Here is a 22310-nt window from a genome sequence, read left to right as displayed (position 1 = left end):
ATGGGGCAGCAACCGGAAATACAAGATATATATCCTTTATCTTTTATGCAGGAGGGCATGCTTTTTCATTCTCTGTTGGATCATGACTCAAGAGCCTACTTCGAACAAGCGGTGTTTACGATCAACGGACAGCTTGACCGGGAACGATTCCAAAAAAGTTTAGATGCTGTTTTTGAACGATACGATATTTTCCGTACGACATTTATTCATAAGAATGTGGCGAAGCCCCGCCAAGTCGTGTTGAAAAACAGGCCGAGCCGCGTTCAGTTTCATGATATTTCTCATTTGGACGAGAAGGCACAAGACAAATATGCCGACCGGTTCAGAAAAGAAGATAAAGATAAAGGCTTTGATTTGCAATCAGACCCTCTCATGAGAGTCTCCATTTTGAAAAAAGCGCCCGAACGCTATGTTTGTATATGGAGCCATCATCATATCGTCATGGACGGCTGGTGCTTCGGAATTGTCATGAAGGAATTTCTGATGATCTATCAATCTCTCGGAGACGGACGGCTTCCGTCTCTCGAGCCTGTTCAGCCATATGGAAAGTATATTAAATGGCTCATGAAGCAGGATCGTAAAGAAGCCGAGATTTTTTGGAAAACGAGACTTGCCGATCTTGAGCAATCGGCGTCTCTTCCGAAAAAATCCGCGGAACCAAATGGCGAACTTGAGCAGGCGGTTTTCACCATTTCTGAAGAGCAGACAAATGAGCTGAAGAACATTGCGGCAAGGGCGGGAGCAACGCTGAATACAGTGTTCCAGGCACTGTGGGGCATTTTGCTGCAGCGTGTCAGCCGCTGTGATGACGCCGTTTTCGGTTCAGTCGTTTCCGGCCGGCCGTCGGATCTCGCAGGCGTGGAAAAAATGGTGGGACTGTTTATTAATACGATTCCCGTGCGGGTGAAAAGCGGTTCATTTTCTTTTCTGGAGCTCGTCGGGCATTTGCAGCAGGAGACGCTGCAAGCAGAAGCGTACAGCTATTATCCGCTGTATGACATTCAGGCGCAAAGCCCTCTGAAGCAAGCGCTGTTTGACCACATTATCGTGTTTGAAAATGTGCCGGCCCAGGGTGAAATTGAAAATGTGAGTCAGGCCGGTTCATTTGATTTTGCGGTAGAAGATTTCACGATGGAGGAAGTCACAAACTACGGATGCAGCATAAAGGTGATTCCGGGAAGTTCTCTTTATATCCGCTTAAACTTTGATACCGGTATATACGATCGTGTTTTTATGAAGAATATTGAAACATTTTTACGGCATATGATGAAGTCAGTCATTTCCGACCCTGAAATGAGCGCCTCCGAGATCGCATTGCTGGATGCGTGTGAAGCCAGAAATATGCTGGATGCGTTTAACCGTACAGAAACGGCTGAACCGCCGGCCCCGACGCTTCACGGATTGTTTACCCGCCGCGCCGCGCTTTCGCCGCATCGTCCGGCGCTCCGTTGTCCGGGCGGCATGCTGACGTACGCTGAGCTCGACCAGTACACAGACAGGCTCGCTGTTCGGCTCCGCCAAAAGGGCGTCCGCAAAGAAAGCATGGTCGGCGTACTCGCTGAACGCTCGCCGGAGATGGTGGTTTCAGTGCTTGCCGTGTTAAAAGCGGGCGGCGCCTACGTGCCGCTTGACCCTGACTATCCTGAGGACAGGCTGCGCTATATGCTCGAGGACTGCGGCGCCTGCCTCCTGCTTGCACAGCCGGGATTATCCGTTTCCGGTTTTTCCGGAGAAACGCTAGAAGTGTCTCTTTCTTCTCTGACAAGTGAGACGGAGACAGGGGCTGTCTCTGAAGAAGCGGATGCCGATTCGCTCGCTTATATCATTTATACGTCCGGTTCGACGGGAACACCGAAGGGAGTAGCTGTTGAACACCGTCAAGCCGCCGCCTTTTTATCAGGGATGCAAGGGCAGTTTCCGTTAACGGAAGAGGATATTATCGTGCTGAAATCATCCTTTTCTTTCGACGCCTCCATCTGGCAATTGTTTTGGTGGACGATGTCCGGCGCCTCCGTGTATCTGCTTCCTGCCGGATGGGAGAAAGATCCTGTGCGGATGATTGAAGCTTTTTCTTCTGAAAAGGTGACGACCGCGCATTTTATTCCGGCGATGGTCAACAGCTTTTTAGATGCGCTGGAAACAGAGCCTGAGGAAACAAGAACACGCCTCGGCAGAACACTGACACGCGTGTTTGCCGGAGGGGAAGCTCTTTCCCCGCTTACGGCTGCCCGGTTTGCCGATCTGTTGCCGGAGACCATGCTTATTCACGGCTATGGACCGACAGAAGCGACGGTTGATGCGGCGTTTTACGTCTGTGACCGAAAACGGGACAGCGGACGGACGCGGCTTCCGATCGGAAAACCCGTTCCTGGTGCCCGTCTGTATGTATTAGATAGCGGAGGAACCATTCAGCCTGCGGGTGTGGCAGGAGAGCTGTACATCGCAGGGACAGGGGTGGCCCGGGGCTATCTGAACCGGCCTGAGCTGACGGAGGAGCGCTTTCTCGATGATCCGTTTTATCCGGGAGAACGCATGTATCAGACGGGCGATATCGCACGCTGGACAGAAGACGGCCTTGTTGAATGGCTCGGGCGTTCAGACGGACAGGTGAAAGTCCGCGGCTACCGGATTGAACCGGGAGAAATCGAAGCGGCGATCCGGCGCATCGACGGCATTCGTGAGGCGACGGTCACCGCCCGGACCGAACACGGCGAAACCGCGCTTTACGCCTATATCGAAGGACGGGAAAGCGATGACGTGCGGGCGGAGCTTGCGACACGCCTTCCGGCCTACATGATGCCGGCTCAGTTCATAAAGATGACCGAGTGGCCGGTCACGCCGAGCGGAAAGCTTGACCGCCGCGCGCTGCCGGCTCCCGACGGAGCGGCAGACAGACAGGCGTACACCGCCCCGCGGAACGTCACGGAAATGAAGCTTTGCGCCCTCTGGGAAGAGGTGCTGAAAAACGGCCCCGTCGGCATCCGGGATCACTTTTTTGAGCGGGGCGGCCATTCGTTAAAAGCGACGGCTCTCGTCTCCCGCATCGCCAAAGAATTCGGTGTTCAGGTGCCGTTACAGGACATCTTCGCCCGGCCGACGGTGGAAGAGCTCGCTTCGGTCATTCAGGACTTGGAAGAGAGCCCGTATGAAGCGATTCAGCCTGCGAAAACACAAGACACCTACCCGGTGTCTTCGGCGCAGAAACGGATGTATGTGCTCCAGCAGCTTGAAGACGGCGGTGTCGGCTACAATATGCCGGCTGTGCTGGAACTGACGGGCCCGCTTGACCGCGGCCGGCTGGAGGAGACGTTCCGGCAGCTTGTGGAGCGGCATGAGTCGCTCAGAACGTCCTTTGAAACGGGGCCTGACGGCGAACCGGTGCAGCGCATCCATGACAGCGTGCCGTTTCAGCTCGATGAGGCCGAGTCAGCTGACGCATTCGTCCGGCCGTTTTGTCTGGAGGAAGCGCCGCTCTTCCGTGCGGCCCTCGTGAAAGAATCAGACGAACGTCATCTTTTATTAACGGATATGCATCATATTATTTCTGACGGTGTGTCCGTCAACACCTTGATTAAAGAATTCGGCGAGCTGTACGCAGGCCGTTCGCTTGCGCCGATGCGCCTTCAATATAAAGACTATGCCGTCTGGCAGCGGTCGTTTCAGGAGAAAGAAGGATACCAGAAGCAGGAAGCCTACTGGCTGAAGCGGCTAGAAGGAGAGCTTCCGGTGCTTGAGCTTCCGGCTGACAAGCCCCGTCCGGCTGTCAGAAGCTTTGCGGGCGGCAGCGTATCGTGCACGCTTGACGCTGAAACGGCATCCGGCCTTCACCGCATCGCCCGGGATCACGGCTCCACTTTGTATATGGTGCTTCTCGCCGCGTACAATACGTTACTCGCGCGATTGAGCGGGCAGGAAGACATCATCGTCGGCTCGCCGATTGCCGGGCGTCCGCACAAAGACCTTGAACCGATTCTCGGCATGTTCGTCAACACGCTGGCCATCAGAACGGAGCCGAAAGGAGACAAACGGTTTACCGATTACTTGGCGGAAGTCCGCCAGGCGGCGCTTGAGGCGTATGAGCATCAGGACTACCCGTTTGAAGAGCTTGTGGAGCGGCTCGGCGTGCAGCGGGACATGAGCCGCAATCCGCTGTTTGACGTTATGTTTGTGCTCCAAAATATGGAGCGTGAATCCCTGGGGTTAAATAAGCTGCATTTGGCTCAAGCTGCGGATACAAGTCATAAAACCGCAAAGTTTGATGCCACGCTTTACGCGTCAGAAGGGTCTGACGGTTCCATCAGCTTTGATTTTGAATTCAATACAGATATCTATCAAAAACAGACAATTGAAAAATGGCTTTCTTATTTTACCCGTATTCTTACAAAAGTAATTGAAAACCAAGCGATACCGCTTGGTGACATTCATGTACTGGATGATGCTGAAACAAATCGCGTCATTTATCAGTTTAATCAGACGAAAAGCGATTACCCAAGACACGAACCCATCAGCCGTTTATTTGAGCGTCAGGCAAAAGAAACCCCCGATGCCCGGGCAGTTGTATATGATGGACAAATCTTGACATACCGTGAGCTGAACGAACGGGCTAACAGAATAGCGGCGGCTCTCCGATCAAATGGCGTCGGTCCGGAAAGCGTTGTCGCCTTATTAACCGGCCGCACAACAGAGCTTGCTTCCGGAATCCTCGGAATATTAAAAGCGGGAGGCGCCTACTTGCCTATCGGTGACGATGTGCCGCGGGAACGGGCTGAATGGATGCTTAAAGACTGTAAAGCTGATATTCTTCTCCAATCTGATAAACTTGACGGTCTGCCGCTTTCAGGAAAACGTTTATTCATAGAGGATATTCAAACAAAGGCCGGCTTGAGTTCGGAAAATCCCGAACCGCTCGGCGGACCTGAATCGTTGGCCTACATGATTTATACGTCCGGGTCAACAGGTGCGCCAAAAGGCGTCATGATTGAACAGCGAAGCGTGATCCGCCTTGTGAAAAACAGCAATTATATTGATTTTACGCCGGAAGACAGACTGTTGTTTACTTCATCATTAGGATTTGACGTTACGACATTTGAAATATTCGGTCCGCTTTTAAACGGCGCTTCTTTATATGTAAGTGACCAGGAAACCTATCTCGATTCTGATGTTCTGGAAACATTTATACAGCAAAACGGCATTACGACACTGTGGCTGACATCGTCTCTGTTCAACCATTTATCAGAACAAAATAAAGACGTGTTTTCCGGATTATCCCGATTGATTATCGGCGGGGAAGCACTGTCCCCGAGCCATGTAAACCGGGTTCGGAATGCGCTGCCGCATCTCTCAGTATGGAATGGATACGGACCGACTGAAAACACGACGTTCTCGACTTGCTTTTTGATTGAACAATCATACGATCATTCAATCCCGATCGGGCGCCCTGTCGGAAATTCAACCGCATATATCATAAACAGCAGGGGAACACCGCAGCCGATCGGCGTCATCGGCGAATTGTGCACGGGGGGAGACGGTGTGGCAAGAGGATATTTCGGCCGCCCTGAGCTGACGGAAGAAAAATTTGTCCCTAATCCTTTTGTTCCCGGAGAACGGATGTACCGCACCGGAGATTTAGCCCGCTGGCTGCCGGACGGAACGATCGAATATGCCGGGCGGATGGATGATCAAGTGAAAATCCGCGGTTATCGGGTCGAGCTGGGAGAGATTGAAGCCGCACTGAGGAGCCTGGACGGTGTGAAAGAAGCTGCCGTGTCAGTCAGAACCGGGCAGTCCGGCAATAAAGAACTGATCGCATATATGAGTCTGCAGGCGGACATGGATACAGAAAAAGTGCGTTCTTCACTTTCTCAGCAACTGCCGAATTACATGGTTCCGGCTTATATGATGGAACTTGAGAAGCTGCCGCTTACGCCGAACGGTAAATTGGATCGGAAAAATCTGCCCGAACCGGAGCTTACGCTTCAAACCGCGTACACAGCTCCCCGCAATGAGCTTGAAGAACAGCTTTCCGTGATCTGGCAGGAAGTGCTCGGCACAAAACAAGTCGGGATTGAGGACTCATTTTTTGAATTGGGCGGCGATTCAATCAAAGCGCTGCAAGTTTCCGCACGGCTCGGACGCTATGGGTGGAAAATGACGGCAAGTGACTTATTCCGGCACCCGTCCATTAAGGAACTCGCGCCTTTTATCCGGAAAGCGGAAAGAGTCATCGATCAGCGGCCGGTGGAAGGAGACATACCTTGGACACCCGTTCAGCACTGGTTTTTATCACAGCGGATGGAAAACAGAAATCATTTCAATCAGTCCGTCATGATGTTCAGCTCTGACGCATTGCATAAACAGCCGCTCAAAGAAGCCTTGGAGCATCTTGTCATTCATCATGATGCACTCCGGATCACCGTCAGTGCAGAAAACGAAAGTTTCAGACAAATCAATCACGGTATTCAAAAAGCTGAACTGTACACCTTGGACATTTGGGATATGTCTGAGACAGATACTTGGGAAAGAGAAATAGAAACTGAAGTGGCTGCGCTCCAACAGCGGATGGATATTGAAAAAGGGCCGTTATTAAAAGCCGGCTGGTTCAAAACCCGGTCCGGGGATTATTTATTCATCACCGTACATCACCTGGCGGTTGACGGAGTGTCATGGCGTATTCTGCTGGAGGATTTATCTGCCGCTTACACTCAAGCCGTAAAAGGTCAGCCGGTCCAGCTTCCGCCAAAGACCGATTCGTTTAAACAATACGCCGTAAGGCTTTCGGAATACGCAAAAAGCAGCAAGCTGATGCGTGAAGAAGAATATTGGCGTTTTATTGAAGAAGAAACAGCCGCCGAACTTCCTTATGAAAAACCGCAGCATCAGACGGGAGCCGACAGCATTCGGCAAACGGTAAGCTTTACGCTTACAGAAGAAGAAACGTCCGTTTTGCTTCAGCAGGTCAACCGGGCCTACCATACCGATACGCAAGATATTCTTCTGACTGCCGCAGCTTTGGCTTTACGGGACTGGACAGGGGGCGGCAGACTGTGCATCGCGATGGAAGGGCACGGGAGAGAGCACATCATGCCGGAGCTCGACATCAGCCGCACCGTAGGCTGGTTTACCTCCATGTATCCGGTGCTCATTGACTTGAACACAGCAGGCGCTGAGCTTGGAACGGCGGTAAAAACGGTCAAAGACACACTCGGAAGAATACCGGATAAAGGAATAGGCTACGGCATTTTAAAATACATGACACCGCCTGAACAAAAAACAATCCGCTTCAGACAAGCGCCTGAAATCAGCTTTAACTATTTAGGGCAATTCAATGATACAGAAGATCAGCACACGTTCAGTCTGTCCGGTCTCGCGAGCGGGCACGACATCACGCCGACATGGCAGCGGGAACAAGCGGTGGAAATGAGCGCGATGGCCGCACAACATAAACTTCACTTCAGTTTGAGCTATCCGCCGAGCCGCTTCTCCAAAGAAACGATGGAACAGCTGCTGCAAACTTTACAGCAATATTTGCGTGATATTATGGCGCACTGCACCGGCAAAGAGGAATCAGAAAAAACCGTTAGTGATTTTAGCAGCAAAACGTTAACATCTGATGATTTGGACAGCATAGCGAGTTTTGTCGAGGAACTGTAGAAAAAGGCGACGGGGAGATTATAACATGACAAAAAAGAATGCAATTCAGGATATTTATCCGCTGTCTTATATGCAGGAAGGAATGCTTTTTCATTCCCTCCTGCAAAAGGAATCACAGGCTTACGCCGAGCAGGCCTCCTTTTCTATAACGGGGAAGGTTGACACCCGCGTGTTTGAAGAGAGTGTTCATGCCCTTTTCGAAAGACATGATATTTTCAGAACGATCTTTATCAGCCAGAACGTGTCCGTGCCGCAGCAGGTCGTATTAAAAGAGCGGAACGTCAGCATTATTGAGGAAAATCTCACTAATTTAAATAAGGCTGATCAAATCAAGTATATCGAAGAAGCCAAACGAAGAGACCGTAAGAAAGGGTTTCATCTGCAAAAAGACATGCTGATGCGGGTGACGCTGCTTCAAACCGGAGAATGTGAATATACGTGCATATGGAGTTTCCATCACATCATTATGGATGGCTGGTGTCTCGGAATCGTGCTGAAAGAGTTCTTCCAGATATACGCCTCGCGGCTCCGCCGGACACCGTTAACGCTTGAGCCCGCTGTGCCGTACGGGACCTACATCAAGTGGCTGATGGAGCAAGATAAAGAAAAAGCCGCTTCGTACTGGGAGCGATACCTTGAAGGCTTTGAGCAGCAGACTGTACTGCCGAAGCAAAAAAAAGCCGGTAAAAGCAGACAAGAGGAAGTGACGTTTTCCTTTTCAAAAGAGGACACAGCTAAGCTAAAAGAGCTGGCCGTAAAAGAAGAGGTCACGCTGAGCACCATTTTCCACACGCTCTGGGGCATTTTGCTTCAGGCGTATAACCAGACAGAAGATGCGGTTTTTGGTTCTGTTATTTCCGGAAGGCCGTCTGAAATCGAAGGCATCGAGCGAATGATCGGCCTGTTCATTAATACCGTGCCTGTCCGGATCAGCGGGGCGGACATCCCGTTTCAAAAGCTGATCAAAAACGTGCAAAAGGACGCTTTGAAAGGACAGGCTTACAGCTATCATCCGCTTTATGACATACAGGCGAATTCACAGGTAAAACAAGGCTTAATTGACCACATTCTTGTCTTTGAGAATTATCCGGTTGAACAGGAGCTTGATGTGCTGAACAGCAAGGGGGACACGAAAGACCTTTTTCACATCCATGATTTCAGCATGGAAGACGAAACCAACTACAGTTTTTACCTGATGGTGGCGCCGGGTGACGAGATTCATTTGAAAATGAGATACGATTCAAGCGTGTATGACCGCCAATTTATCGAAAATATCAAAGGCCATTTGGCACACATCGTCTCCCAAGTTCTCGACAAACCGGACATCACGCCGGACAAGCTTGAAATCATCACTCCAGGGGAAAAAGCTCAGCTGCTTGCGCCGATTTCTGAAGAGACCGAAAAGCCTGAATATGACACGGTTCATGCAATGTTTGAACGGCAGGCCGCAAAAACACCGGATCAAATCGCGGTTCGGTATAAAGGTGAGTCAGTGACGTACAAAGAGCTGAACGAATCGGCTAATAAGCTGGCCCGCCTGCTGAAAAAACGCGGTTTAAAGCGGGAGGAGCCGGTAGGCGTCATGCTCGGCCGTTCCCCTTCTTTAGCGGCGGCTGTTCTCGGTATTTTAAAAGCAGGCGGCGCCTTTGTCCCGATAGATCCGGGCAGTCCAAAGGAGCGTATCCGATATGTCATTGAAAACAGCGGCTGCGTCCATGTTGTAACAGAGCGGCATCAGTCAGTCCCCGCGGAACAAGCGCTGCAAGTTACATACATAGAAGAGGCCGGGACGGAAGCGGACGGAAGCAATGTGCAATCCATTAATACGGCGGACGACCTCCTTTATATGATTTATACATCGGGAACGACAGGGAAACCGAAGGGCGTGCTGCTCGAACATAAAAATATGGCCAACCTGCTTTCTCACCAATTGACGAACACAGACATTGATTTTTGCACAAATGTGCTGCAGTACGCATCTTTGGCGTTTGACGTCTGCTATCAGGAGTTATTTTCAGTACTCTTGAGCGGCGGCACCCTTTGTATCGTGCCGGAATCAATCAAACGGGACGTTTCTCAGCTGTTTTCTTTTATTGATCAGCACAACACGGAAGTGGTGTTTTTCCCGACTGCGTTTGTCAAGATGCTTTTCAATGAAGAGGGTTATGCACAGTCTTTTCCCCGCTGTGTGAAGCATGTCATTACGGCCGGGGAGCAGCTGACCGTTTCGCGTTTGTTCAGGCAGACGCTCCGTTTACACGGTATGCATCTGCATAATCATTACGGCCCGTCAGAAACTCATGTGGTTTCAACGTATACGATTTCTGCGGGAGATGACATACCTGAACATCCGCCGATCGGAAAACCGATCCATCATAACAAGATGTATATTCTCAGCAAAAACAGGCAGCTTCAGCCTCTCGGAATTGCGGGAGAATTGTATATTTCCGGGGCGAATACAGGAAGAGGCTATGTGAACAATCCGGCGCTGACCGAAGAGAAATTTTTGCCCGATCCGTTCAGAACGGACGCCGTCATGTACCGGACCGGAGATTTGGCAAGACTGCGTGCGGACGGCCAAATTGAATACATCGGCCGGACAGATGATCAAGTGAAGATCAGAGGGTACCGGATTGAACCGAAGGAAATTGAAACCGTCCTGGCAAATCATCATGCCGTGAAAGAAGCTGCCGTTCTGATCCAAACGAATGAGTCGGGCGAAAATGAATTATGCGCTTACTGCAGCGTCTCACAAGCGACTGATCCTTCTCAGCTCAGAAGAGATTTGGCTAAAGAGCTGCCTGATTATATGATTCCGGTCAAATGGGCTTTTGTTGACGCGATTCCGCTCACTGCGAACGGAAAAGTCGATCAGCGGGCCCTTCCGGAAGCTTCGGCATACGCCGCAGGCCGTCAATATACAGCTCCCCGGAATGTGACGGAGCTGAAGCTTACCCGCATATGGGAAGAAGTGCTTCAAAGCGGCCCGATCGGCGTTCACGATCACTTTTTCGAGCTTGGCGGCCATTCATTAAAGGCGACGGCACTCGTTGCAAAAATAGCTAAAGAGTGCAGTGTGCAAATCCCGCTGAGTGATGTCTTCAGCCATCCGACTGTAGAAGAACTCGCCAAAATCATCAGTGAAGCAGAAGAGAACCCGTTCGCATCCATAGAAAAGACAGAAATGAAAGAAACCTATCCTGTCTCATCCGCCCAAAAACGGATGTACGTCCTTCACCAGCTTGAAAATGGCGGTGTCAGCTATAACATTCCAGCCGTTTTAGAGGTGAAGGGGCCGTTTGACCGAAACAGGATGGAAGCCGTGTTCAAGGAACTGATCCGGCGGCATGAACCGCTCAGAACGTCCTTTGAAGAAAAAAACGGCCTGCCCGTGCAGAGGATTCATGACGAAGTGCCGTTTGCATTTACAAAAGAACAATCAGCCGAAGCGTTTATCCGGCCGTTCGATCTCGGCAAAGCGCCCCTTTTCCGGGCGGGATTTGTCCAAATAGAAAAAGACCGGCATCTGCTTTTAGCTGACATGCATCATATTATTTCAGACGGCGTATCCGTCAATCTTTTGATACGTGAATTCAGTGAGCTGTATGCTGAGAGAAGTCTGCCGCCGTTACGGATTCAATACAAAGATTATGCCGTCTGGCAGCAATCATTTATGGCGGGCGCCGCATATCGGAAACAAGAGGAGTACTGGCTGAACCGGCTTGCTGGTGAGATTCCCGTGCTTGAATTGCCGGCTGATAAGCCGCGTCCCCCGGTGCGGAGCTTTTCCGGTGACCGGGTGTCATTTGTCATCAGCGAAAAACATACAGCACAGTTGAAAAAGCTGGCGAAAGAAAACAAATGCACACTGTATATGACGCTGCTTGGTGTGTACACGGTTCTGTTAGCCCGTTTAAGCGGACAGGAAGATATGATTGTCGGGTCTCCGATTGCAGGGAGGCCTCATGCCGACCTTGACGCCGTTCTAGGCATGTTTGTCAATACGCTTGCTTTCAGGACGCGTCCCGACGGAAGCATGACATTCAAAGAATATTTAAAGGAAGTTCGCCAAACAGCGCTTGAGGCTTACGAACATCAGGATTACCCGTTAGAAGAGCTCGTCGATAAGCTCGGTGTGCCGCGGGACATGTCCCGAAATCCGCTGTTTGACACAACATTTGCGCTGCAAAATATGGAACAGCAGAAGCTTAGGGCAGCCGGACTTGAACTGCAGCCGGCAGACGTCAGCCTGCCGATTTCTAAATTTGACTTATCGCTGTACATCTCTGAAAACGCCGGTGAATTGTACTGCCAGTTTGAATACAGCACCGATTTGTTTGAGAGAAAAACGATTCAAAAATGGGCCGAATTTTTTACGACACTTGCCGAAAACGCCGCGGCTGATCCGGGCTTGGAATTAGACGATATTTCTGTTTTGACAGAAAAAGAAGAAGCGTCTCTGCTTCAAGATTTCAGCCCCTTGCAGAAAACAGCGTTTCCGCTTCATCAGCCTCTTCATGATCTGCTGGAACAGCAGGCGGAAAAAACGCCGGACCGTCCGGCGATTTTAACTGATGACATTTCGATTACGTATCAGGAACTGAACGAAAGGGCAAACGAGCTTGCGCATCAGCTGATCAAGCGGGGGATAAGGCTGGAGGATAAAACTGCCATTATGGGCCGGCGTTCTCCTGACATGCTGATCGGCATTTACGCTGTCTTAAAAGCAGGCGGTGCATATCTGCCGATTGATCCGGATTACCCCAAAGAGCGGATTCGTTTTTTACTGAAAGACAGCGGCGTGAAATTCTTACTGGCAGAACCAGAACTTTTGGCCGCAGATCTTTTTGAGGGAGAAATGATCTCTCTGAAAAGCGGACAAACAGGAAACCCTGAAGCTGCGGCCAACCCCAATGTTCCGGTAAAACCTGATTCATTGGCTTATATCATCTATACATCCGGTTCTACGGGACGCCCAAAAGGCGTGCAGGTTGAACATCAGTCAGCCGTAAACTTTTTATACTCACTGCAAACGCGTTATGGATTAAGTGATTCTGACATCATTTTGCATAAAACATCATACTCTTTCGACGCTTCGATTTGGGAGCTGTTTTGGTGGCCGATCGCGGGAGCTTCTGTTTTCCTCCTTCCGCAAGGAGGCGAAAAGGACCCTGAAATGATACTGAACGCATTGGAGAATAACCGCATAACAGCGGCCCATTTTGTGCCATCCATGCTTCATGCTTTCTTGGAATATATAAATTCCAGAAAACAGCCGATCAAAAAGACCTGCTTAAAAAGGGTTTTTGCCGGCGGCGAACAATTGGGCCCGCACCTGGCTTCCCGTTTTTATGACCTTCTGCCGGGAACGGAATTGACAAATTCCTACGGTCCGACGGAAGCGACAGTAGAAGCGGCGTACTTTGATTTGCCGCAAGGAAAAGAATTTCACAATGTTCCGATCGGCATTTCCGGACATAACATGCGGCTGTATATTTTAAATCAAAAGAAACAGCTTCTGCCGCCGGGCTGTATCGGAGAGCTGTACATCGCGGGGACAGGGGTGGCCCGGGGCTATCTGAACCGGCCTGAGCTGACGGAGGAGCGCTTTCTCGATGATCCGTTTTATCCGGGAGAGCGCATGTATCAGACGGGCGATATCGCACGCTGGACAGAAGACGGCCTTGTCGAATGGCTCGGCCGTTCAGACGGACAGGTGAAAGTCCGCGGCTACCGGATTGAACCGGGGGAAATCGAAGCGGCGATCCGGCGCATCGACGGCATTCGTGAGGCGGCGGTCACCGCCCGGAACGAACACGGAGATACCGCGCTTTACGCCTATATTGAAGGACGGGAAAGCGATGACGTGCGGGCGGAGCTTGCGACACGCCTTCCGGCCTACATGATGCCGGCTCAGTTCATAGAGATGAGCGAATGGCCGGTCACGCCGAGCGGAAAGCTTGACCGCCGCGCGCTGCCGGCTCCCGGCGGAGCGGCAGACAGACAGGCGTACACCGCCCCGCGGAACGTCACGGAAATGAAGCTTTGCGCCCTTTGGGAAGAGGTGCTGAAAAACGGCCCCGTCGGCATCCGGGATCACTTTTTTGAGCGGGGCGGCCATTCGTTAAAAGCGACGGCTCTCGTCTCCCGCATCGCCAAAGAGTTCGGTGTTCAGGTGCCGTTACAGGACATCTTCGCCCGGCCGACGGTGGAAGAGCTCGCTTCGGTTATTCAGGACTTGGAAGAGAGCCCGTATGAAGCGATTCAGCCTGCGCAAAAACAGGACACCTACCCGGTGTCTTCGGCGCAGAAACGGATGTATGTGCTCCAACAGCTTGAAGACGGCGGTGTCGGCTACAATATGCCGGCTGTGCTGGAACTGACGGGCCCGCTTGACCGCGGCCGGCTGGAGGAGACGTTCCGGCAGCTTGTGGAGCGGCATGAGTCGCTCAGAACGTCCTTTGAAACGGGGCCTGACGGCGAACCGGTGCAGCGCATCCATGACAGCGTACCGTTTCAGCTGGATGAGGCCGAGTCAGCTGACGCATTCGTCCGGCCGTTTTGTCTGGAGGAAGCGCCGCTCTTCCGTGCGGCCCTCGTGAAAGAATCGGGTGAACGTCATCTTTTATTAACGGATATGCATCATATTATTTCTGACGGTGTGTCCGTCAACACCTTGATTAAAGAATTCGGCGAGCTGTACGCAGGCCGTTCGCTTGCGCCGATGCGCCTTCAATATAAAGACTATGCCGTCTGGCAGCGGTCGTTTCAGGAGAAAGAAGGGTACCAGAAGCAGGAAGCCTACTGGCTGAAGCGGCTTGAAGGCGAGCTTCCGGTGCTTGAGCTTCCGGCTGACAAGCCCCGTCCGGCTGTCAGAAGCTTTGCGGGCGGCAATGTATCGTGCACGCTTGACGCCGAAACGGCATCCGGCCTTCACCGCATCGCCCGGGATCACGGCTCCACTTTGTATATGGTGCTTCTCGCCGCGTACAATACGTTACTCGCGCGCCTAAGCGGGCAGGAAGACATCATCGTCGGCTCGCCGATTGCCGGGCGTCCGCACAAAGACCTTGAACCGATTCTCGGCATGTTCGTCAACACGCTCGCCATCAGAACGGAGCCGAAAGGAGACAAACGGTTCACCGATTACTTGGCGGAAGTCCGCCAGGCGGCGCTTGAGGCGTATGAGCATCAGGACTATCCGTTTGAAGAGCTTGTGGAACGGCTCGGCGTACAGCGGGACACAAGCCGCAATCCGCTGTTTGACGCCATGCTTGTCGTTCAGAATATGGAGCATGAGGAACTGCTGTTGGACGGTTTGCATATTCAGAATGCGGACGTGTCCCGTCCGGTTTCCAAATTTGATGTCACTTTGCAGGCTTCTGAAGGCGGGGGACAGATTCATTTTCTGTTTGAATATGCGGCGTCATTATTCCGGAAAGAAACGATGCAGCGCTGGGCTTCCCACTTTATGACGATGCTTGAACACATTGTCCGTGAACCGGAAACTTCTATACAAGCGATCAGCATGCTGACTGCTCCGGAACGGAACCGGATTCTTTCGGACTTTAACGGCATGGCGGATCAACAGCTGCCTGAAAAAACAGTTCATGAACTGTTCATCACCCAGGCGCGAAAAACACCGGATGCGGCAGCCCTTATCAGCGGGGAAACTTTAATCACATATAAAGAATTAGATGAATGGTCGAATAAAATCGCCAGAGCTCTGCAAAAACGGCAGATCGGACCGGATGCCGCCGTCGGCATTGTGATACCAAGATCACCGGAACAAGTCGCGGCAGTCTTCGGGGTTTGGAAAGCCGGGGGCGCCTACGTCCCGATAGATCCTGAATATCCGGAGGAACGCAAGCAATATATCATCTCAGACAGCGGCACAGCGCTTCTCCTTACCGTACACGGCGCAATAGATCAAGTGCCTGATCATTTTAAAGGTGAAGTGCTCGCACTGGAGGATATCCAAGAACAAGACGCATCACCGGTTCAGTCATTATCAGCACCGGAAGATTTGGCTTACATCATTTACACGTCCGGGACGACAGGCAGGCCGAAAGGGGTTATGGTCGAACATCGTTCCGTCAGCCAAACCCTTCAATGGCGGAGCGGATTTTATGATCTGAATGAGAAAGATACGATTCTTCAGCTCTTTTCATTTTCATTTGACGGTTTTGTAACAAGTATGTTCACACCGCTGATTTCCGGTGCGAAAGCGGCCGTTTTAGCTGAAGATGAAGCGAAAGATATTCTTACTATTAAACACTATCTTGCATCTTACCGCATCACTCACATGATCATTGTTCCCGTGCTGTACCGCACACTGCTTGACGTACTGGAGCCGGGTGATGCCGAGTCTCTCCGGATTGTCACATTAGCGGGAGAAGCCGTCGACCAAAACGTTATCAGCCGCAGTTTATCAGTTTGTCCACACACTGAGCTTGCCAATGAGTACGGACCGACGGAAAACAGCGTCGCCACTACAGCGGCAAGACATATAGAACAAAGTGAGAACATTACGATCGGCCGTCCGATTGAGCATTCACACGTTTATATTTTAAACGGAGATAACCCGCAGCCGATCGGTGTAACGGGAGAACTTTGCATCTCGGGTTCCGGCCTTGCAAGAGGATACCGCAATCTTCCTAAGCAAACGGCCCAATCCTTTGTCCAAGACCCGTTCCGGAAGAACCGGCGCATGTACCGCACGGGCGACCTGGCAAAATGGCTGCCGGACGGCACGCTGCAATATATCGGCCGAATGGACGAGCAAGTCAAAATCAGAGGCTACCGGGTGGAACTGAAAGAAATTGAATCCGCCTTAACAGGCATAAAAGGTGTCAAAGAAGCAGTCGTCACCGCTCTGCCCGCATCAGCAGGCCAAACGGAACTATGCGCTTATATCGTGACAGAAGAAGGAACGGAAAGTGAAACCGTGCAGCAGGCGCTCAGAAATGAAATGCCCGCTTATATGGTGCCGGCGTTCTTTGAAACACTTGAAGCCCTGCCTGTCACACCGAACGGGAAGCTTGACCGCCGCGCGCTTCCTGAGCCGCAGAAAAAAGCGCACACCGGACGGGCATTTACCGAGCCTGAAAGCGACATGGAAAAAGAGCTTTCCGCGATTTGGAGCGAAGTGCTCGGGACTGAAAATATTGCCGCGGATCAATCATTTTTTGAACTGGGCGGCGATTCCATCAAAGCCCTGCAAGTATCAGCCCGATTACATCAGGCAGGAAAACAGATCGCCGTAAAAGATATTTTCAGCCGGCCGACAATTAGAGAGCTGGCGCCTTATGTCCGTACAGAGCGGCAGCCGGTCAGCCAAGCTCCTGCAGAAGGAGAAGTAAAGTGGTCGCCGGTTCACAAATGGTTCTTCACACAAGACATGAAGGAAGCAAACCATTTTAACCAGTCCGTCATGCTGACGAGAACAAATTCAATAGATGAAGAGGCCCTGAGGAAAACGTTAAAAGCCATTACCGTTCATCATGATGCCTTGCGCCTTGTCTGCAAAAAAGACGAAGAGAAAGGTCTTCTCCTCTTCAACAGACCGGCTGACCTCGCAGATGAGCAGCTTTACAGCCTGACCATTTTAGAAACGGAAGGCGATGAGCATGAGAAGGAACGTTTTGTAAAACGCCGCGTCGCCGAGCTTCAGAGAAACATGGATTTGGAGAACGGGCCGCTTGTACAGGCGGGGCTGTTCCGCTCTGAAGCAGAAGATTACTTGTTTCTGACGGTCCATCATCTCGCTGTCGACGGGATATCATGGCGGATTTTATTGGAAGACTTGGCTTCTGCTTATGAGCAGGCCGTCTCTGGACAGGAAATCAAACTCCCTCCGAAAACCATGTCATTCAAAACATATACGGAGCAGCTGGCCGATTATGCCGAAAGCAGACAGCTTCTTCAGCAGGCGGAGTATTGGCGGGAGATTGAACACTATGAAACAGAAAGTCTTCCTTACGAGCAGGCAGATTTATCTCAAACTCCTGCAAAAAAACGGAACACGGTATCCTTCACTCTGACAGAAAGTGAAACGGACGCCCTGTTGAAAGATGTGCACAGCGCCTACAATACGGATACGCAAGATGTGCTTTTGGCTTCCGCCGTGCTTGCCGTTCAAAAGTGGTCGCCACGGCACGCGTTGAAAATCGCCCTTGAAGGACACGGACGCCAATCGGAGCAGGCAGGTGCGGACATCAGCAGGACGGTGGGGTGGTTCACTTCCATTTACCCGGTGCTTTTCCGGAGCGGAGTTTATGAACCTCATGAAGAATATGAAATTCGCACATTGAAAACCGTCAAAGACACATTGCGGCGCATTCCGGATAAAGGGAACGGATACGGCGTCCTCAAATATTTGACACCGCCGGAGCTTGCCGGGATGACTTTCGGGAAAGCACCGGAGATCAGCTTTAATTATCTCGGACAATTCGATGCGCCCGGCGGGAATCCGGCAGAAACGGAACAGCCAGACGCGTTTCAGTTTTCTCCTTTGGGAGGCGGAGATGATGTGACAGATACATGGAAACGGGAGCAGTCACTTGAAATCAGCGCGATTGCGGCAAAAGGCCGGATGACCGTCAGCATTTCCTATGAAACGGAGCGCTTCCGGCAAGGTACGATCGAACGGCTGTCCGAAAGCTGCCGGTATTATCTCCTGAAACTGTCGGAACACTGCCTCGGCAAAACCGATACGGAGAAGACCGTCAGTGACTTTGATGATCGGGAGCTGACTGAGGAAGCCTTGCAGGATATTGCCGACTTACTCAGCTTCCACTAAAATCGAGCGGGAGGAACACATGGACAAAACGAAAAATATCCAAAACATTTATCCCCTCAGCCGAATGCAGGAAGGAATGCTTTTTCATTCCTTTCTGCAAAAGGAGGGGGCTGCATATATCGAGCAATCCGGCTTCACCATAAAAGGCCGGCTTCGTCCGGAATTGTTTGAGCAAAGCGTACAGTCTGTCATCAGCCGCCACGATATTTTCAGAACGGTTTTTTTACCTCATGTCGCTCAGCTGAACGGCCCCCGCCAAGTTGTGCTGCGTGAGAGGGAATTCCGGCTGCACCGCGAAGATCTTACACATTTGGACGAAGCGGAACAGAGCGTCTATTTACAGCGATTTAAGGAACGTGACCGCTTAAAAGGCTTTGACTTGCAAAAGGATATGCTGATGCGTGTTTCTTTGTTTAAAACGGCAGACGAGGAATATGTATGCGTCTGGAGCCACCATCACATCCTTATGGACGGCTGGTGCCTCGGCATCGTCCTTCAGGAATTCATGCATATGTACCGGGCGATTGAATCAGGCTCACCCGTCACACTGGCGCCCGCAAAGCCTTACAGCACTTATATTACATGGCTGACTGATCAGGACAAAGACGCGGCTTCTGAGTATTGGAAAGGATATTTAGAAGGCTGCGAGACACCCTCAGGACTCCCGAAAATACCGGCCCGTCCTCAGGAAAAAGGCTACCGTAAGAAAGAGCTGCTGTTTTCTTTAGATCAAAATCTGACAGACAGGCTGAAAACCATCGCCAAAGAAGAGGGCGCTACGCTCGCGGTTCTTATGCAGACTGTATGGGGCCTGATGCTGCAGCGCTACAACCGGACGGACGATGCCGTATTCGGCGCCGTCGTATCAGGGCGGCCTTCCGTCATTGACGGCGTGGAAAGCATGATCGGGCTGTTTATCAATACCGTGCCGGTACGCATTAAAACGGGTGATGAAAGCTTTAGAGAACTGCTGGGCCGCTGCCAGAAAGAAATGCTTGATTCAGAGGCGTTCAGCTACCATCCGCTTGCTGACATCCAATCTCAGACTGAGCTGAAACAGGATTTAATCGACCATATCATCGTGTTTGAAAATTATCCGATCCAGCAGCAGATGAAAGACGCGGAAAAGGAATCGGATGCACCGTTCCGGATCGGGAATGTCAACGTGTCGGAACAATCGGGCTACGATTTTAACCTCATCATAGCGCCCGGCGATGAGCTGCTCATCAAATTCAGCTACAATGCGAACGTTTATGACGAAGTATGGATAGAGAGCGTAAAAGGACACTTGGAAGAAGCTCTGCGCGGCGCCGCCTTCAATCCCGATGTTCCCGCTGATCGGCTACCGATGCTCGGACAAAAGGAAAAATCAAGAATAATCGGCGAATTTAATGACACGAAAACAACTTATGAAAGAGACGAAAGCATCATCAGCCTATTCAGCCGACAGGTGAAGGAAACCCCGGACCATCAAGCGCTTCACGCCGGCGGGCTGACGATGACGTACCGGGAGCTCGATGAACGGTCAACTGCATTCGCCCGCACCCTGCTGGAAAACGGTTTGGCGCCAAAGGGAATTGCCGGGATTCTGGCCGAACGCTCACCGGAATTTATCATCGCTGTTCTCGCTGTATTGAAAGCGGGAGGGACGTACCTTCCTCTTGATGCAGAACTGCCAACCGACAGGATCGCCGATATGCTCACTGAGAGCGGAGCACAGCTGTTAACGGTGCAAAAAGGGATTGAGACTGACTTTGACTTTTCTCACATCATCTCTATCCCGGCTGCCGCAGAGAAACAAACCGCTGATGCGGGAAAACTGAATACCGATACAGCACCTGATGACCTTGCCTATATTATGTATACATCCGGTTCAACAGGAAAACCGAAGGGCGTGATGATTTCCAACCGAAACGTCGTATCGCTCGTGTCAAACAGCAATTACACGTCGGCCGGCATGACGGACCGTCTCATTCTGACAGGGTCCATCGGTTTCGACGCAGTGACGTTTGAAATCTTCGGAGCGCTTTTGAACGGGGCCTGTCTTCATGTGGTTGACCGCTCGACAATGCTTGCCCCTGAGAGGTTCGGCAATTATCTTTCTTCCAACCGGATTACGATTTTGTTTTTGACGACGGCGCTCTTTAACCAGTTTGCCCAGACAGATCCGGAGATGTTTTCCGGATTGCACACCTTATATGTCGGCGGAGAAGCATTGTCCCCGGCGCTCATCAATAAGGTCAGACACCGCTGTCCGAATCTCAGCCTTTATAACATATACGGACCGACGGAAAATACGACATTTTCTACCTTTTACGAAATCAGGCACGATTTTTCTCAGCCGATCCCAATCGGAAAACCGATCAGCAATTCAACCGCGTATATCATTGATAAAAATGGCGGACTTGCGCCGATCGGCGTGCCCGGTGAGCTTTGTGTCGGCGGTGACGGGGTTGCCAAAGGCTATTTAAACAGGCCTGACTTAACAAGTGAAGCGTTTGTCAGCCATCCGGTTCATCCTGAAGAAAAGATCTACAAAACAGGCGACTTGGCACACTGGCTGCCTGATGGAAGCATCGGATACATCAGCCGTATTGACCGTCAATTCAAGATTCGCGGGAAGCGGATTGAGCCGGCCGAAATTGAAGCACGCTTGACTGAAATAGATGGAATCAGGGAATCGGCAGTCATCGTAGCAAAAGAAGGACAAGAAGCAATCCTTTGTGCGTATTATACGGGCGCGCATGTTGAAGAAAAAACCATTCGATCTCTATTGGCCAGGTCGCTTCCCGACTATATGATTCCTCAGTATGTGATTAAGCTTGACCGTATGCCGCTTACCGCAAACGGCAAAGTGGACCGCCGCGGGCTGCCTGCGCCAGAACGGAAAAAAACGTCATCAAAAGCCGTTCCGCCACGAAACTGGGTGGAGCGTGAGCTGATCGACATTTGGACGCCGATCCTCGGCTGCGGGGAGCTGGGCATACAGGATGACTTCTTTGAGCTGGGCGGCCATTCTTTGAAAGCATTGCAAGTGATTCATCAGCTGAAGACCAGGCAGCAGATGGATGTGCCGATTGAAATGATATTTGAATATCCGACAATTGAACAATTGGCTGAAAAGCTGTATTCAAACACACTGTCAGAAGCTGCAGAGCAGCATATCAGCAGACTGAACCAGCCGAAAGGCCGCAATCTTTTCTGTTTTCCGCCTATCTCAGGTTTCGGCATTTTCTTTAAAGATCTTGCGGCGGCATTAAATGGACGGGCTGCTGTGTACGGTTTTAACTTTATTGAAGAAGACAGCAGAATGGAACAATACATTGATAAAATGCTGGAAATCCAGCCGGAAGGCCCTTATATCCTCTTCGGATATTCAGCGGGCGGCAATACGGCATTCGAGGCGGCAAAAGCGATGGAAAAGCGCGGCTTAGAAATCAGTGACGTCATTATCGCAGACGCGTACAGAAAGCTTGACGCACTGCCTCAGCAGCCAACAAACGCAGCAGCCGACAACGTCCCGGAAGCCGTCAGAGAAGCGGTCATCAAAAAGACAGAGCGCTATCAAACATACTGGTCAGAACTGATAAATGACGGCCAAATCGCGGCAAACCTCCATTTTATCGAGGCCGGCATAAAGGAAGAGCACAGTGATAAGACCGAGCCGATGAAATGGGAAGGCGCCACAACGGGACTCTATCAGGAATATCAAGGCGGGGGCGCCCATAAAGATATGTTTGAACCCGCCTTTGCACAGCAAAATGCTGAGGTCATACTGGACATCATTGCAAACAGCGGAAGACGCTTGGCGCGGAATCTGTAACATCCGGCAGAATGGCTGAAGAAGACAAAGGGCAAG

At 51.2% G+C, this 22310-nt stretch carries 3 protein-coding genes; all 3 read left to right on the top strand.

Annotated features, from left to right (window positions below; genetic code table 11):
• The 3 genes from J6600_RS09415 to J6600_RS09405 are packed head-to-tail and all read left to right on the top strand — an operon-like array spanning position 1 to position 22274.
• Positions 1-7650: a non-ribosomal peptide synthetase gene (locus tag J6600_RS09415; RefSeq protein WP_209388310.1), complete on the top strand. Its 7650-nt coding sequence runs from the start codon at positions 1-3 to the stop codon at positions 7648-7650.
• A gap of 25 nt (positions 7651-7675) precedes the next feature.
• Complete coding sequence (locus J6600_RS09410; protein ID WP_209388309.1) at positions 7676-18451, top strand: non-ribosomal peptide synthetase; 10776 nt, start codon at positions 7676-7678, stop codon at positions 18449-18451.
• A gap of 19 nt (positions 18452-18470) precedes the next feature.
• Positions 18471-22274, top strand: coding sequence for a non-ribosomal peptide synthetase (locus J6600_RS09405; RefSeq protein ID WP_209388308.1), 3804 nt, complete (start codon positions 18471-18473; stop codon positions 22272-22274).
• Positions 22275-22310: the final 36 nt, after the last annotated feature.

The organism is Bacillus sp. LJBV19 (assembly GCF_017797845.1).
Lineage (GTDB): Bacteria > Bacillota > Bacilli > Bacillales > Bacillaceae > Bacillus > Bacillus velezensis.
This window is presented reverse-complemented; position numbering and strand designations above follow the sequence as displayed.

Coding starts and splice junctions, on each gene's coding strand:
- J6600_RS09415 (WP_209388310.1), top strand. CDS start 1: ATGGGGCAGCAACCGGAAATACAAGATATATATCCTTTATCTTTTATG.
- J6600_RS09405 (WP_209388308.1), top strand. CDS start 18,471: ATGGACAAAACGAAAAATATCCAAAACATTTATCCCCTCAGCCGAATG.
- J6600_RS09410 (WP_209388309.1), top strand. CDS start 7,676: ATGACAAAAAAGAATGCAATTCAGGATATTTATCCGCTGTCTTATATG.